At 57.5% G+C, this 15,131-nt stretch carries 11 protein-coding genes; all 11 read right to left on the bottom strand.

The features are described 5' to 3' along the window. Positions 1 to 137: 137 nt before the first annotated feature. The gene (locus Cth01_RS21365; RefSeq protein WP_045840345.1) at positions 138 to 1,937 is read right to left on the bottom strand and encodes an ATP-dependent helicase; all 1,800 of its coding nucleotides are present in this window, start codon (positions 1,935 to 1,937) and stop codon (positions 138 to 140) included. After that, the gene (locus Cth01_RS21360; protein ID WP_045840344.1) at positions 1,918 to 3,702 is read right to left on the bottom strand and encodes an ATP-dependent nuclease; all 1,785 of its coding nucleotides are present in this window, start codon (positions 3,700 to 3,702) and stop codon (positions 1,918 to 1,920) included. The genes Cth01_RS21365 and Cth01_RS21360 overlap by 20 nt, the downstream gene beginning before the upstream one ends. A 175-nt stretch (positions 3,703 to 3,877) precedes the next feature. Next, positions 3,878 to 5,932 carry an ATP-binding protein gene (locus Cth01_RS21355; protein ID WP_045840382.1) on the bottom strand — a complete coding sequence of 685 codons (2,055 nt, stop codon included), beginning with the start codon at positions 5,930 to 5,932 and terminating at the stop codon, positions 3,878 to 3,880. Further along, the gene (locus Cth01_RS21350) at positions 5,929 to 6,285 is read right to left on the bottom strand and encodes a hypothetical protein (protein WP_211267695.1); all 357 of its coding nucleotides are present in this window, start codon (positions 6,283 to 6,285) and stop codon (positions 5,929 to 5,931) included. Before Cth01_RS21350 ends, Cth01_RS21355 begins: the two co-directional genes overlap by 4 nt. 109 nt (positions 6,286 to 6,394) lie before the next feature. Then, positions 6,395 to 7,531: a hypothetical protein gene (locus Cth01_RS21345; protein WP_233425249.1), complete on the bottom strand. Its 1,137-nt coding sequence runs from the start codon at positions 7,529 to 7,531 to the stop codon at positions 6,395 to 6,397. Between the two features lie 506 nt (positions 7,532 to 8,037). Further along, a complete protein-coding gene (locus Cth01_RS21340; RefSeq protein ID WP_052703422.1) occupies positions 8,038 to 10,245 on the bottom strand; it encodes an autotransporter outer membrane beta-barrel domain-containing protein in 2,208 nt (735 codons plus the stop codon). A 116-nt stretch (positions 10,246 to 10,361) separates the two neighbouring features. Then, positions 10,362 to 11,057 (bottom strand): hypothetical protein, encoded by a 696-nt coding sequence (locus Cth01_RS21335; RefSeq protein ID WP_055477420.1) that lies wholly within the window; start codon positions 11,055 to 11,057, stop codon positions 10,362 to 10,364. Between the two features lie 153 nt (positions 11,058 to 11,210). After that, entirely contained in the window at positions 11,211 to 11,534 is a 324-nt protein-coding gene (locus Cth01_RS24520) for a helix-turn-helix domain-containing protein (RefSeq protein ID WP_082085698.1), read from the bottom strand. A 124-nt stretch (positions 11,535 to 11,658) separates the two neighbouring features. Continuing rightward, positions 11,659 to 12,771 carry a recombination directionality factor gene (locus Cth01_RS21325; RefSeq protein WP_045840341.1) on the bottom strand — a complete coding sequence of 371 codons (1,113 nt, stop codon included), beginning with the start codon at positions 12,769 to 12,771 and terminating at the stop codon, positions 11,659 to 11,661. Between the two features lie 92 nt (positions 12,772 to 12,863). After that, a complete protein-coding gene (locus Cth01_RS21320) occupies positions 12,864 to 13,916 on the bottom strand; it encodes a YqaJ viral recombinase family nuclease (RefSeq protein WP_045840340.1) in 1,053 nt (350 codons plus the stop codon). Between the two features lie 147 nt (positions 13,917 to 14,063). Continuing rightward, positions 14,064 to 15,056 carry a DUF932 domain-containing protein gene (locus Cth01_RS21315; RefSeq protein WP_045840339.1) on the bottom strand — a complete coding sequence of 331 codons (993 nt, stop codon included), beginning with the start codon at positions 15,054 to 15,056 and terminating at the stop codon, positions 14,064 to 14,066. Between the last annotated feature and the right edge of the window lie 75 nt (positions 15,057 to 15,131).

Genomic DNA, 15,131 nt, shown 5'->3' with positions numbered 1-15,131 from the left:
ATGGTAGGGCTAAAAATCTATCGCGCGTTTTTATTCTAGCGGTGGACCTACCTACGGGCAGTCCAGCGTGAGGCTGGGATTTGTCTACTGCAGCGGGGGCAGTCCAGGTCGCAGCTCACCAATGAACAGCGGTAGGTCTAGGGCAGCAGACCATTCAAGAATTCGGAAGGTCCATCGCGATAAATTTTGCCGTACTGGTTTTGCCTAAAGCCACTGTACATAAGGTGAGCTTCATCGCGGGCACGCGTTACACCGACGTAGAACAATCTTCGCGCCTCTTCCATTTTCTCCGGAGTGTTGTCAAACCAATTTGGGGAAGGAAAATCGCCTTGGTCTAGTCCCAGGATGATGACAACATCGTACTCAGTGCCTTTAGCGGAGTGAAGCGTCAATAGATTTAGCTGCTTAGGTGCTCCGTCTCGTCGACCGAGCTGTGCTTTCGTCATCCCGGCAAGCGGTGCCTTTGGGTGAAGGGCTTTGTGCATCTTTTCGACATGTGCAGCTTGGTCTGCCAGTTCTCCGCGCGCAGCAATCAGCGTGTCGAGCAGTTCCTCTCTAAGGGCCTCAACGAAACCTAGTGCCAAGCCGTTGCCACGGTGCGACCAAAGAAATGCTGTAAGCCTCGCCGATGCATCGCGCGCAGCTCTGTCGGCTAGAGCACCATGGAATGACCGCCACCGGCTTTGTAGGTCGCGCAATGGTGGCGCAGAGGTTTTCCAGCCTCCGGCACACCAGATGGCGCAATCCTCAACCCAACTCGTGAGAGGGACCTTGCGATATGGTGCGGCATTGTCGATGCGCACGAATGGATACCTGGCGTTGAGTGCCTGGATGGCGGCCACGTCTCCAACATTCCGGTTTCGGTACAGGACGGCAATATCACCGAGCTGACGCCCCGCCTTTGCTGCAAGCGCGGCAGGAATCAACGTCTGCATTGCGTACTCGGCCTGGTGCTGCAGGCCCTCGTCACATTTGTGTGTCTGGACCGAGGCCTGCCTGTCTGGTTCTGACGATGTGTACCCTCTGTCCTTGCCGAGAGCGAGCTGAGCGACCTCAATGATGCCGGTCCCGCTTCGGTAATTCACCGTGAGAGGGATAGCCTGGATGCCGTCCAGTTGAGATAGTTCTGCAAGTAATTCGCTATTTGCTCCGGTGAACCCGTACACCGATTGGTCGACATCACCCACTGCAATCAGCCTCACGCCTCCCTCAAAGGTAAGTCGCCTAACGATGCGGTCTAACGCCCCGCCCAAATCTTGGTACTCGTCGACAGCCAGGACCGGAAACTTCGCGCGTATTGCATTTAGTACCCAGTCATGCTCGTTAACCAGTCGCTGACCGTAATGGACAATGTCATCGAAGTCGATGAGTCCCTGTTCGTGCAACGCCTCTTCATAGGCTTCGGCCAGCGCCGCCAATTCAGGGTCCTGTGTCCAGGCATTGCTGTCGCGGTCCAGGTTTACTCGGCGATACCGGTCGACCTCGTCTTTGCGAGTCGGCTGGCCAACTCCTCGAAGCTCCTCCGCCGCCGCCCTGTAAATGCTCGCTGCTTGAGACTCCGTGGCGACCTTGAGCGGAAATGGTAGCGGCAGGTCGGCGAGCTCTCCGAAGGGCAGCAGCAGGTGCAGTAGGCAAAACGAGTGAACGGTTCCCACGAAGAGCCGCGGCGACTGCTCCAGTCCAAGCTGTCGCAGGCGGCGAGATAGCTCGCGAGCAGCTTCGTTACTGAACGTGATGCAGGCTACCCCGCGTGGCGCGCGTACGTCTTCTGCCATGACTCGGGCTAGCTTTGTGACAAGCGTCTTGGTCTTACCGCTTCCTGGTCCCGCCAGGACACAGCAGCTACCTGTGGACTCGTAAGCTTCCCATTGACCGGGATTGCCCCTAAGCTGGCGCGCTGCCTGCAGGTACTTGGAACTAGAGCGATGTGAAGCCATTCTTGACATACTCCAGCGTCCTCTTGATGTAGTCGGGGCAATACGCAGCATTGACATGCCCGGCCAGGGCTTGGGCGAATCTACCTTTGCCCACTTCTTCTACCCAACCAAGAAGTTTTTTCTCATCCAGGATTGTGGGAGCCGCTATCCAGGCGTTCATCCACGCCTTGCGCTGCGCTCCCCAGGAGTTCGCGTGTTTAGACAGCACCGTGGCCATGGCTGGACCCATTCCCGCTTTGAAAAGCTCGACTTCCAGTGTCATGTCGTTAACGAAGATTCCTTCACCTTCGGCCTGTTCGAGAAGGTCTTCGACAACGTCCTCGATATCCTGCTCATCCATCCACACTTTCAGGATGTTCCGCACACGGAGGTCGGCGAGTGGCGTGTCGCCCTCCCGCGGGTCTAGGTCGGTTATGACCACAAAGGGGATGTTTAGAGCATCGGGTCCGACCAGTTTCACGTACGGGAGGAAGTTGGCACTGGCGACAGAGCAAATCGTCACGCCTAGTGCATCAAGGTCAATTCCCAACTTATCTGCGTACGCTGGGATGAGGAATCGCTCTGCGTCGCCTTCGACGAAGATGATTCCGCGCGCGAAGAAAAGCTCTCCCCGGGTCACATCAATGTATCGCTGGAGGTCATCTTCTTCGTCCTCCGTGAGCTCAACCTCAGCCGCCGACGTGATGACGGTAGCCGGTTCATGATGCTCGTCACGCAGCAGCACAATGGAGCGTAACGGCGCGACGCTAGCGATGTGCGGTGAGTGCGTCGTCAAGATAGTGGTGACGTTTTCTAGAGTTGTTTCCGCTTCACCGAGGTAATGCCGATACACAAGTCGTTGGACGTGCGGGTGCAGATGGGCTTCTGGCTCGTCGATGGCCAGGAACGTGTGGCTGCGCTCACCGGCCTCTACCGTCCGCTCTAGTTCCAAGCCTTTGAGCGCTAGAAATAGCAGGTTTGCGGTTCCTAGGCTTGCGTCCCCGATGCCGCGGGCGCCTCCGTCAATCAGAAGCCTCAAACTCCTCAGCAACACATCGACATTGGTCGGCGTTACTCCGAGCGTCAGCGCAACGGCATGTTCTGGACCTACCATTTCCTTGAGACGCCCCGAGACCTTGGCGGCCGCCTCGGCGACTTCGGGACGCTGGGCCAGGGACTTCTGAGCATCGCTGACCTGTGTTTGTAGTTCCTCCCGTGTTTCCTCGTCCAAGCTGGAAGCTAACTCCTCGATGATGGGGCGAAGCGGCGAACGCCTCCAGTTCAGCAGGTCGCCTTCCGCATCACGCAGAGCGAAGAGATAGTCCATGGGCAGTTCACGCCGCTGAGCCGCAGTGAACGCATTGTCTTCGTCAGTTCCTCCGAAGACTAGAAACTCGTAGTCAGCCATACTCTCAGGTGAGGTACCCTCAAGTTCGGCTTTTGGTCGGTACAGGTATGTGAGGCGCGCGACCACCGGGGAGTTGGTATCGACCAAGCTGCCGGCGAGAACGGCTAGCAGGTTGTCGTCTTCCTCAAAGTCAGTGAGTTCCACGGTCACCCTGACCGTGGCACCCAGCTTGTTCTCCCCAAGGCCATCCCAGAAGTGCTCGAGACCTAGCTGCCTCTCACGGTCTGGAAGCAGCGGGTCAAGCACGAGCCTCAGAGCACGCAGCAGGTTACTCTTACCTACCTTGTTCTCTCCGACGATGACTAAGCTGCCGTCAGTCTCGAAGTCGACATGCTTGAAGTTTGCGAAGTTCTCAACGGTGATGCGGCAGATGCGCATTGTTCCTCCCTCTTAGTTTTAGTGTCGTTGGGCTCAGGATCAACCTGGGCATACTTCATACTTCCTCGCTGCACGGAAAGTGCTTCACAAGCATTGGCTTTAGTGCGCGATGATCGGTGGGTGCTCTGACTAGCTCACATCTGTCCCATAGCAAGACTCCATGTACAGGGCCTTGCTACGACACCATCGGTTGAATGACCTTACCTTCCCATTGGATCAGCTTGAAATCGAGCCCAGTAGTCGCCTCCATGAATACTGACTCGTTTTCATCGAATGATGCCGCAACGATGGCCTGAAGGCCTTTCTGCGCAATGAGCAACTGGAGCAAAGAGCGCTGACTAGCAGGCCTCATTGAATGCTGGCCGGGCTCATCCATGAGTAAGAGTCCAGGGTGATGTCCTTCGTATCCGCGGGTCGTTGATGTTTGATACAAAGCCAGTAGATAGCTCCAGATCAAGCGGACGAAGTCACTAGCACTTGAGTCTGCGGTAAGGCTCGTCTGAACCTTCATGCGAATTTCGCGTAGTTCCAGCTCAGAAAGGATTGGCGTCAGGGTGTCGAGGCTTATGCGGATATTCGCTATGTCCGCGCTCTCGTAACCAAACGAACTGGCATTGGCTCTGAAGTTCTTTTCGAAGAGAGAAATCCTGGCGACGTCAGTGCTGCTGTAAGTATCCTTCGGGAGGGCGCGCCTCGCGACTTGATTTGCCGCTAAGCGATCCGCAATCTCTTTAAATTTGGCTACCAGCGCTTCAGCCTGCACTTCGAGCGCCTGCAGGTTTGACAGCTCAAGCTCAATTTGAATCTGTCGCCGAACGATGGCGCGCGACTCGGCAACGCCGGTGCTCACATCTCCGCGTAGTGAGTTGCGGTAGTCATGAGTCGCAGCCAGACGAGCTCCTATGTTGGTGACAGCAATCTCGGACTGACGAATCTCCTCGACTGCACCATTAATCTGGCTCTGCAGCATCTTGCGCTGACTGTCCAAATACGCGATGTTGGTCTCAAGGTCCATTTGCGGCCCCGTCACGATTCCAAGCAACAGGGTGTCGTCGACTTCTTGATGGCAGGTTGGACAGTGGTCTGTTGCGACCTCCAACTCCATCTGAGCACCCAGGTTGCGCAGCTTCTGCGCCGTCTTGTTGCGCTCAATGTCTTCGTTGGCGGCGGCCAAAAGAAGGCGTATCTCATCCAGGGCGGCCTTCTGTAGCGTTAGGTTCGTTGTCGCGCGTTCATGCAGCACACTGAGCCGCTGGAGCTCAGCAGAGGTCGTCTCAAGCTCTTGAAGCGCTTCTGCGCCCGTGGCCTTGCCGTAGGCCTCAGCCTTCTCCCCGAGCCTTGCATGTTCCCCGCGCAGCTTGCTCACCTGTTCTTGCAGAGAGATTTTTGTCCTTCCATCGGACTTGAGGAGTAGGACTGTTGTTGGATCGAGCGTCGATACGGGAGTTGGTGACAGCCCTTCAATGAGGATATTGTTCGCCGTGGCAGCCTGCCGAAAGGTGTCGTAGGTTTTGCGCCAGTCCGCGTCAATCGACATAGAGGCAGCATCTAGCTCTGCACGCTTGGCCTGTCGTTCGAACACTCCAAGTCCGAGCAGGAATTCCGTGACTCGTATCCGGGGATCGCGAATTCCGAAGAAGGGGATGTTGGCGATGTAGTCGGTCCACCCACGTTTCTGCTCCACAGCAAGGGCGGCGAAGATCGTCTGCAGGTACAGCTTTGCCATACCGCCGTTTGTTGTTGGGACTTGAGGCAGTTGGTAACCCATGAACCTTTCGAGAAACTGGAAGTACCCTTCTTGCTTCTGAGCACTGCCAGCGTCAAAAAGGTAGGTCGGTTGTGGTGTGCTGAGCTCGATGTCTTCAGTAAGGTGAGCTCCCTCGAAAATTTCCACGAGTTTGACCTGGCGTACCGAGTCACGAATTGATCGACGCAGCGTGACGCTACGTCCTGAGGAGTTTTCCAACTCGACAAGGACCTCGGAGCTGTCTACCGTGACGCTGTGCTCGCCTTGTACGAAGTAGTCTTTGACTGCGTAGGGCAACACCTTTTCGCCCTTCCCACCGATGAGTTCTTCCATGCCCAAGCCGTACAGCAGGGTGTTGTAGAAGGTGCTCTTTCCGCTCGAGTTGCTGCCTCGGATGACGGTTAAGTTGCGACTGAACTCAAACTTGAACCCGTATTCGCCTTGGGCGGTTGAAATTCTTAGTTTCACGGCCTTGATTTTCATGCCGACTCCCATCCCTTTGCGACTTTTTCGACCATGGCTTCAGTGATGTCCTTGCCAATCTCCGCCAGAAGCTTTCGCTCGGGGGCAAAGGCACTAGCTTCCTTCAAAACCTCCGTAATGAAGGAACGGCCTTTTTCGGTCAGTTGGTACCCGGTAGAGGTTGGCTCGACCAAGTTTTCGGCTACAGCAAACCCAATGGCAATGGCTAGTGCTGGGTCGAAGCCCCAGGCAGTCATGCTGAGTGCCTTTGACTTGGCTGCCTCTACCAGTTTCTGAATGCGCTCGGTACTTTTCAATGCCCAGTTAAACAGATGTAGACGTGGCAACGTTGACTTCCCTCCACGAGAAGACATGTGCAGAACCAAGAGCAATTGGGTGATCTTGTACAGCGGCCGATGCTCAACGAGAACCGGTGAAGGCCGCCGGACGAAACGTAGACGCCGAGGCTGCTGAATGACTGCCTCAGTCATAGTCAACCTCGCAAACGGCTATCCACCGTGCGACGATCATCTGGGCGATGTGTGCTGCACCAGTCTCATCGATGGAGGGCGAGAGTTCCTTGACGATTCGCTCTGTGAGGCCCGTGCGAATCTTCTCTGTCAGTTCCTGAGGTGTACCTTCCCAGGTGTCGCATGTCTCTCCAATGTTCGTTTCGTAGCCATTGATGAGTCGCACCAACCTCGAATGAAGAGTAGGTGCTGTATCGTTAATCTGCTTAAGGTGGGGGCCGTGCGCGAGGAACTCTCGCAGCGTTTTTGCGTAGAGGCGGCTGACCTTGTTTTCTAGCTTGTCAGACGCGACATTCGCCAGTCGTGCTCGCGTCTTGCGCAAGACGTTCTGCTCGTAAACCTCTGACTTATCGTTCAGTTCAGGCAGAACCGTGGCTATGCCACCGAAATCGAGCGAATTGCCGACTGCAGCCTGCATGTCTCGAATCTCGGTCGCGTAGTGGTCCGCGTCGTGTATTAAAACTTGGAAGTCCGGAGCGATGATCGACAGATTCCAGTTCCGGACCTCGGCCTCTTTTGTCTGGGCATGTTTGATGAGATCGTTGTGCGCGATGGTCGGCGTCACTAGATGCCATCGCCGTAACTTGGTCGTGCCCAGAATTTTCAGTAGGTCCGTTTCATTGCTCTGAAGTTTCTTAAGGTCCGTTGTGACCTTGTCTCGCTGCTTTTCGTGCAAGTCTTTCGTCGGATAAACCCTGTCTGGGCAATAGCACTGAAACCCGCATCCCGTGGTCTTGGTGAACCCTTCAAGACCGTAGTCGCCAGGGGTTGCTGGTATGTGGATGTAGCCGTCATCGGAGAACTTGCGCTTGAAGACCAATTGGCACAACCGCTCCCAACTGTTCCCATCAAATGGGCCATATGCAGTATGGAACACGGTTTCGATTAGTCGCGAGGCGACATGAGAATGCCAACGACCACCGCTTTTGAGGGAAGCAGTGATAACGTGGTTTGGTAAACGAGATTTGTAGAGATCAACTCTGTACGCAAGCGGTCCTCCCTCATCGGCGGCTGCGTAAATGTACCGTGCGGTGTCTAGTTTGTGTGCATTGTTTGATACAAATGGTTGCTTGTAAAGCAAACCGCTCATTCGATAACGAATAACAGTTCGATAATAGTGAGCGACATTGCTGGGCTTTGTACAGAACGGGCTAAATTGAGCGTTCTGTGCTGTGCACAAACACAGTCATATGTGCAGGCCTATGGCGCAATTCAAGGCATAAGGTGAAATGTTCAGAACCGGAGGGATGGCAGGCTCGGGGGGCGATTGCTGCAGGCCGCGATCGGGTGATGAGGTGACCCGTCTAGCCCTCACCACCGCTGGCCCATGAACATTGCTTAAACTCCCCATCCTCACCGAGAGCATGCGTTAGGCGGCGCATGTGGTCATTCATTTTGTTTCAAGCCTACCTTTTCAAGGTCTTGGCAGGCCTGAATTCCAATCAGGCGTCTTCGTCATGCCCGCTTTGTGTCTCAGCTGCCATAGGTAACTCTGAGCTGGATGGCTGGAATCAGCCTAATCCCGCCAGCCAGTATTCGGGATCAGGCCAGAACAGGTTTGCGGATGGCCACACCAAAGCGGCCATCCGCATTCTTTTAGAACTTGTAGCCGATCTGCAAGCTACCAGTCACGCCTTCTTTTTGCCCAAAGTAGCCCTGCAGGCCTATGCCTACCAGCAGAGCCTTGTTCTTGAGCGGGCGCACGTTCAGACCCAGCTCGACCAAGCCGCTGGCCCCCTTCATGCTGGGCGATTCGATGGGCATGCCATTGGTCGTGGCCTTGGCCTTGCCGTCCAATTCATTCTCATAGCCAGCGCCCACATAGGTGCTGATGGCTGTGCTCAGACTCTTGGTCAGGCGGCCCCCCAGGCGCACGCGCTGTGATGTGACTGCATCAAAGGCCAGGGTCTCGCCTGAAGACATCTGCACCGTGTCACCGCCCTGACGCTGCCAGATGTAGTGGGCATAAGTGTCCAGGTTCAGGCTGTCGCTCAGGGGCCAGACCTTGCCTGCACCAAGGTGTGTGCCTACATAGTGGGTCTTGGATTCATAGCTCACCCGAGTGCCTGGCACCAGGTCGTTGGATTGGTAATCCTGCTCAGCACGGCCCGTGCGTACCGAACCTTCCATGTAAATGCCGCTGTCCAGTGCGTAATGCCCCATCATGCCCAGACCGTAGGAACGGGTTTTTCCGTCGCCGCGTGCTACACCCGTGGAGAAGTCGTTGAACGACGAGTAGTTGCCATTGCCATATTCAAAGAAGCCACCCAGCGTCAACTCGCCGTTGGCCTGCTTGAAGCCCTTGGCCAGACCCGCTACCAGGTTGAAGCTGCGCACATCCACATGTGAACCGGTGTTGTTGCGCACCGAACCACCGCCTGTGGTACCAAAGCTTTGACCACCCGTGCTGCCGCCTGCGCTGGCGACAGCGCTCACTGCCGCAGCCGTACCCTGAGACGCCGCAAAGTCAGCCGCTGCCGTTAATGCCGCTGCACCAGCTACAAAGCCCTCGGACAGGCTCTTGGAAGACTCCGTAGCGCCTCTGCGGGTCACGGTGGAAGACAGGGTGTTGCCTTCCTGCTTCGTATCGAACTCGTACTCGATGGTGGAGCCCTGTAAGGCACGGGTCTTGATTGACGCATCTGCCAGCAGCGTCCCAGCCTCGATCAGCTTGACCTTGTCTCCCACAGCCATGACCGGCGCGTTGCCTTGCACATTCACGCCAATGGTGCTGCCCTGGATGTCAGCAGTGCCGGTGACGTGCAGGATGGTGTCGCCGTTCTGGGTGTTTTCTGGCAGGAAGAAGTTCAGGAACTCGAAGTTGCCCACGTTCTGCACCGACAGGCCTTTGGCATTCACCAGGTTCAAGGTGTTGCCGGTGAACAGATCGCCTGTGGTAGTGGCCCCCCAACCGCCATACAGCGAGGCATTGCGCAGGTCGGCGCTGCTGCCCTCGATGGTGATGGTGTTGTGCGTGACGCTGCCCGTGGCTCGGTTCTGGTCGTAGTCCTTGGCGTCGTCAACATAGCCGCCAGCAATCAAGCCGGAGATGGTGCCGCCGCGGATCAAAATGGTGTTTTGCGTGGCTGCGCCGTGGAAAACGTCTGCGCCCACGATGGCACCCAGTATCTGCGTTTGGGCATCTTCATCCCATAGGCCGCTTACTGTGCCACCGTTGATTTCCACGTGGTTGCCTCGCGCGTTGCCCAGCCCGTTGGCCGAACCGCCGTTGATGCTCCCCACAGTGCCGCTGTGCATGATGACGGTATTGTTGTTGGCGTCCCCGCCAGTGCCGGTATCGACCACGCCGCCAGCTACCCAGGCATCGCTTTGTATGCCGTGAATTTCAACTTTATTGCCTGACGCAGTTCCTGTGCCGCTGATGACTTGCCCGGCCAGGATTTCCTTGACGCCTGCATAGTCACCCACTTGCAGTGTGATGCTGTTGTTGTTCGCGTTGCCGCCGTCGCTCATGCCACCGACGATCGTGCCCATAAAGCCTGTTGGCACGGCGCTGCTGGCTGAGGAACCACCCACCGTCACGCTATTGGCTGTGGCGTTGCCGCCATACTGGGCATAGCCTCCAATGATGGATTTCTCGCCAGCTTCGAAAGGATGGTCAATGACCGAAGAGGCGGGGAGGCTACTGGCATCGCCATTGGAATTCACCACATTGCCGGTCGCATCGATGGGGGCAACAGCGTGGGACCACAGCGGGACAGCCAAAGCGGTGGTGGCAAGTGCGGCCTGTATGGCGCAGGAGATGCGAGAAGGGCGAAAACGTGTCGTTGTGCGAGAGGACATGAAGGTCTCAGGGTGGTTAAAAATCAATCAAGAGGTTTCGTGGGAAAAAAAAGCCAGTGACCCCTGCAGCCCGGCGCACCAAGCGCCGGGCGGAGGAGTACTGTTGATCGTCAGATTCATCTATCGCTGAGTGCGCGCCAGCCGTTTTCTGTCTTGCGCATCGCCACTGAGCCCTTCATCTGGATCTCGCGTGCTTCAAACCAGTGGCCGGGATCGCTGCTTTGATCGGCTGCTTGTGCGTGGTCCTGCAACATGCTTCGCGTGAACTTGTCGGAAGCATCCGCGCAGCCTTGGCGATAGAACTTGGAAACGGCAGCGCCGACTTGCCCCAAGAACTGGTAGCTGTTGTTTCCCCATTGATCGCGGAAAGCCTGCTCGTAAGCCTTGAGCTCCTCTTGCTTTTGACGCAAAGTTTCTGGCGGATTGCGGCGCCAGGCATCCAGTGCGGCCGAGTACTGCTCCTGGGGTGTCAGCACCCGGGTGGCGGAGATGCCCCGCGAATGGTGTAACTGCCCATCGTCAAACTGCTCGTAGCGTGGGGCGGATTCCTCTTCCAGCGCTTCGATTTGTTTGCGCAGCGCAGCGACCTGCTGGTTTCGCTCGGCTGAGGCCGCTTGAGCTTGTGAAGAGCGCTCTTGCTCTTGCTGCCAAACCGCCTTCATCTCCTTGAGCTGGCTCGCATCCTTGAGCGCAACTCCGTAGGTGAACTCCACCCGGTAGTAGCCGTCCTCTTCGTAGCCATTGGTCTTTTGGATGTCCACGAGCTTGATGTTTTGGCAGGATGCGAACTTGGGCTCCAGGAAGTTCTCCAAATCGCTGTTTCCAGGCGCTGAGTTGCAGCCAGCCAAAGCCAAGGCTGAGCAAAGAAGCAGTCGTTTTGTCATGTATCCCTCTCTTGGGCTTTGAAATCAAAATGGAAATACGCACCGGCTCCGCCACCGCGTCGGCGGCAGAGTCGGTGGGCTTCAGGGTGTTTGCCGGGGCGTGCCTGGCAGGATGTGAGGAGCGAATCCGCTGGGGACAGTGCTGCCGCGTTGCACGGCGATGCCCCTGAAGTGCGCATCCAGAGCCAGAAAGAACTCGGACGGTTTCATGTGCAGGGCGCTGATGATGCGTTCCATGTTGGCGAGCGTGACATTGCGCTCGCCGCGCTCCACACCTCCCATATAGCTGCGGTCCAGTCCGCAGTAATGCGCAAAGCCTTCCTGAGAAAACCCCTGTGCCTTTCGACATTCACGCACGGCCTGCCCGAATGCCTTGAGCACGGGAGATCGGTCTGTATCTGTCATTGGTTGGATTGCCATGGGGCGCTATGGTTACGATTTGTATCGATGCTGACCACAGTGCAAAAGACCACGGACATCGCACCCACGGTCATTCAAAACACGGGGTTGAATGCCACGGTTTGATAGTTCACGGTCTTTGTGACGACGGGCTATGCGTACCATCTCGCCCCCTCGCTTGGGCAGCAGGTGTGAGACCCGCAGATTCGGAGGCCGGGTCTGCCTGGGGTGCCGCATCTGCTGGATAAAACTCCTCCACGATCTCTGCTGCTTCATCGGGCGCATCTTCAAAGCTGCCGTTGGCAAAACCCAGGCGGGCTGCCGCATCCAAAGCCGTCTGATCAAACCCAGATGCCTGTCGCTGAGAGTCAAGTTCCTTTGCCTGTGCGATGGCCTCGTTCAACGACATGCCGGAGCGCACCACCAGATCGGCGTAATAGATGGCTGCGCGGTGGGACTGCGTGGTGGATTTGCCCCGCAATTTGAGCTCCAACGGTATGCAGGCTAGATGGCCACCCGAGGCCGCCGCAAAGTACTGCAGCCGAGCGGCCAGCGTGCGAATGCTGTTGAAGCCTGTGGTCCTGAACACAAAGCTGCCCAGCTCATCGCTGTCGCCAATCACCACGTTCAAGCGCCCGTAGGGTTTGCAGGCCTGATTGCCGAAGCTGCAAGCATCCGGTCCCGGGCAAGGCAGTGATTCCAGTCCCTGGCCTGTCACTCGTTTGCAGCCCTCGCCATCCCCTACGCAGACGGGTCTGGCTGTGGTCCGATCGAACAATGTGTAGTTGGCCCGCAGATTCAGATCAGGGTCATCAAAGAGCACTCGCACAGGAATGCTGCGCAGCTTGCGCCGGGCTGCTGCTGCGAGTGGCTTCACCGCGTTGGTGTCCGCCGTTGGCTTGGCGTCCGCGGCGACACCCATCTTGTCCTTGAGCGATCGCTTGCTGGCTGGACGGACTGCAGTCTGTTGGGAGGCTGGCACAGATGCTGGTGCAGATGCAGCATCGCCTTCCAGAACATCACCGCCAGAGGAAGGCTGTAAGCCTTCCTTTATGCCGCTGTGCTGCGCTTGGCGAAGGGTTTCATCCAGGGGATGGAGAATCCACTGCCCACGCGACTGCACCTGCGTGGTGATGGTGAATTCATCGTCTTTCTCTGGCAGACGCTTGCCGTTGCGCTCCACCAGCTTGCCGATGGCAATGCGGCCAATCACCGGGGGGGTGATCATCAAACCTTTGATCATGAGGGGCTCCAAATAACAAAGCCCTCCAGGGCAAGGCCAAGGAGGGCATGGGGAGAGGAAAGAAACCGAGCTGAACTTCATCCTGAGCCGTTTCACTGCTCAGGTTCGTACACACAAAACCGCCGTGATCCTGCTCGCACGCTCATGTAGCGTTGAGCCAGCGTGGGATGGTCTTGGACAAATTGGCTGGTGTTGAACACCTGGCCGTCCTTGCTGCGTTTCCAGGTCACCGAGCCGCCGCAGGCAAACATGGCCTTGCTGGCCTCACCCATGTGGATCTGGATGTGCTGGCGCAAGCGGGCTTCCCGCTTTTGCGCCGCATCCAGCTCCAGGCGGGCCTGCAGCAGCTGCGCAAAGGTGGCGTCGAGCGCCTCGTCGTCGCTCAGGTCCATCTGGTCGCCGGTATCGAAGGGGTAGAGGCAACGCAAAGCCTTCTCGCTGCTTTCTGAGCCATCACCAGGCGGAGCAATACCGCTTTGGACCATGTCCCAGAATGCTTGCTCCAAGGCAATCAGCCGAGCAATCAGCGCCTCGTCCCGCTCGATGCGGAAGATGCGCAATTCTTGGCCGCCCACCAGCACGGCCACATCGGCGGCCTGGTGGCCCGTCACGGCCAACTGGTGCATCACCTGCAATTGCACATACTCAGGCACGCCATCGCGCCACAGGCGGGCACCGTGGATGCCCGCCGTCTTGCACTCCAGCAACTGCACATCAGATGCTCCCACCACCTCCCGGTCCACGTTGGCCAGCATCCAGGGATGCTCAGGGTGCTGCAGCACCGCATTCACGCGACGCACCTTGTTGCCGGTGCGCTTGGTGTAATGGGCCGCCACGATGGGCTCCAACAGCGAGCCCCAGAACATGGGGCTGGAGTCGTCGCTGGGATCGACCGCCGGCAACAGATCGGCCTTGCCGGTCTTTTGCATCCACAGCTCTAACTGCGACTGATAGGGATTCAGGCCCACGGCCGCAGCAGCATCGGAACTGCCAATGCCGGTGCGGCGCACTTCCAGCCAGTCCTCACGCTGCAAGTCCTTGGTGGACACCAGGCGCAAGGCTGCGCCCTTGCGGGACGAACGACTCAGGGGGGCAGGTGCTGCTGGAGCAGCATGCCCCGAAGGGCTTACCAAGTGCAAAGACATACCAGACTCCTTGGCCCGCCAATATTGCGGGCATAAAAAAGCCGCCTCAGAAGGCGGCCTGTGGTGTTGGGAAAAAGTGAAGAGTGGGTGGACGCAACAAGGCGCGTTTGCTCCAAGCTGTCCAAAGGCCGAAACGATCTGCCACGGTCAGGCCACCAACTGCAAGGCATGGTCCAAGGCCCGTTGCTTGATCACAGCACCCTGTCCGAACCAGGCGCTGTCCAGGCGGTTGTCCTGGCTGCGGGCCTGCTTCTCGTGGTCCACGAATTCCGTGACGGAGCACAGCAGGCCCCAGGCGGTATCCTTGGCTGCATGCATCTCGGCCCCACGGCCATGGCCTTCGTAGAGCATCTGCACCTTCTTCAGGGCTCGCTCGTTGGTCAAGCCCACCGACAAATCGGTGTGGCTGTCCGCATTGCAGATCACCTTCAGGAAGTAGTTCATCGCCTCATGGGTCTTGACCTTGCGCTCGGCCAGGGTCTTCATGCGGTACATGAAGCTGTCCCATTGGCCCACGGCTACGCCCAACTGGCGCTTGACAGCCTGGGCATCGAAAGTCGTGCTGTGCGGCACCTTGACGGCGCCCACACCATCACGCAGCGCAATCGTCAGCGTGTTGTTGCACACCACCCGCACGGTCGTGGGCATTGCCACCGTGGCCAGGGTCCCATCGCAGGATGTGGCCAGCAGCAAATAGCCGTTGACCACATCCTTGCCCTTGAGCGCAGCCGACTTGCCAGTGCGGGCCAGGGCCCAGAATTTGCGCCCGGCCTTGAGCACCCCTGCGGTCTCCAGCTCGTAGCCGGCCACTTCGGTCAGATCTCGGTAGAACTCCAGCACCTCACGAGGTTGGACCACCTGGTAGCGGCTGCCGACCACCGACAGCGGCGCTTGCGTATCGCTGCGGTATAGCACTTTCTGCTCGGGAAACTCCTTCGGTTCGGCATACAGGCTCGACAGCCCAGACAGGTTCGAATCACCTTCGCAAGCTAGATAACGCACCGGCGTTTCCTGGATACGCCAATTCATGCCTGCGGCCTGGGCCCAGACATCGATGCCTTGTTTGGCGGGCAGTGCATGGCCCAGTTCATGCCAAGGGGTTTGGCCAGCATAGGCCATGGTTTCTACGAAATGTGCCATGAGAAAACTCCTTCAATAAGAGAAGCGAAAACCAAAAGGGGAAGCGATGGAAAAAAGAAGAAATGGACTGAGCCG

Origin of the sequence: Comamonas thiooxydans, from assembly GCF_000964545.1 — a bacterium.
Taxonomy (GTDB): domain Bacteria; phylum Pseudomonadota; class Gammaproteobacteria; order Burkholderiales; family Burkholderiaceae_C; genus Comamonas; species Comamonas thiooxydans.
Note: the sequence above shows the minus strand (reverse complement) of the source record. Positions and strands in the feature narration are given on the sequence as shown.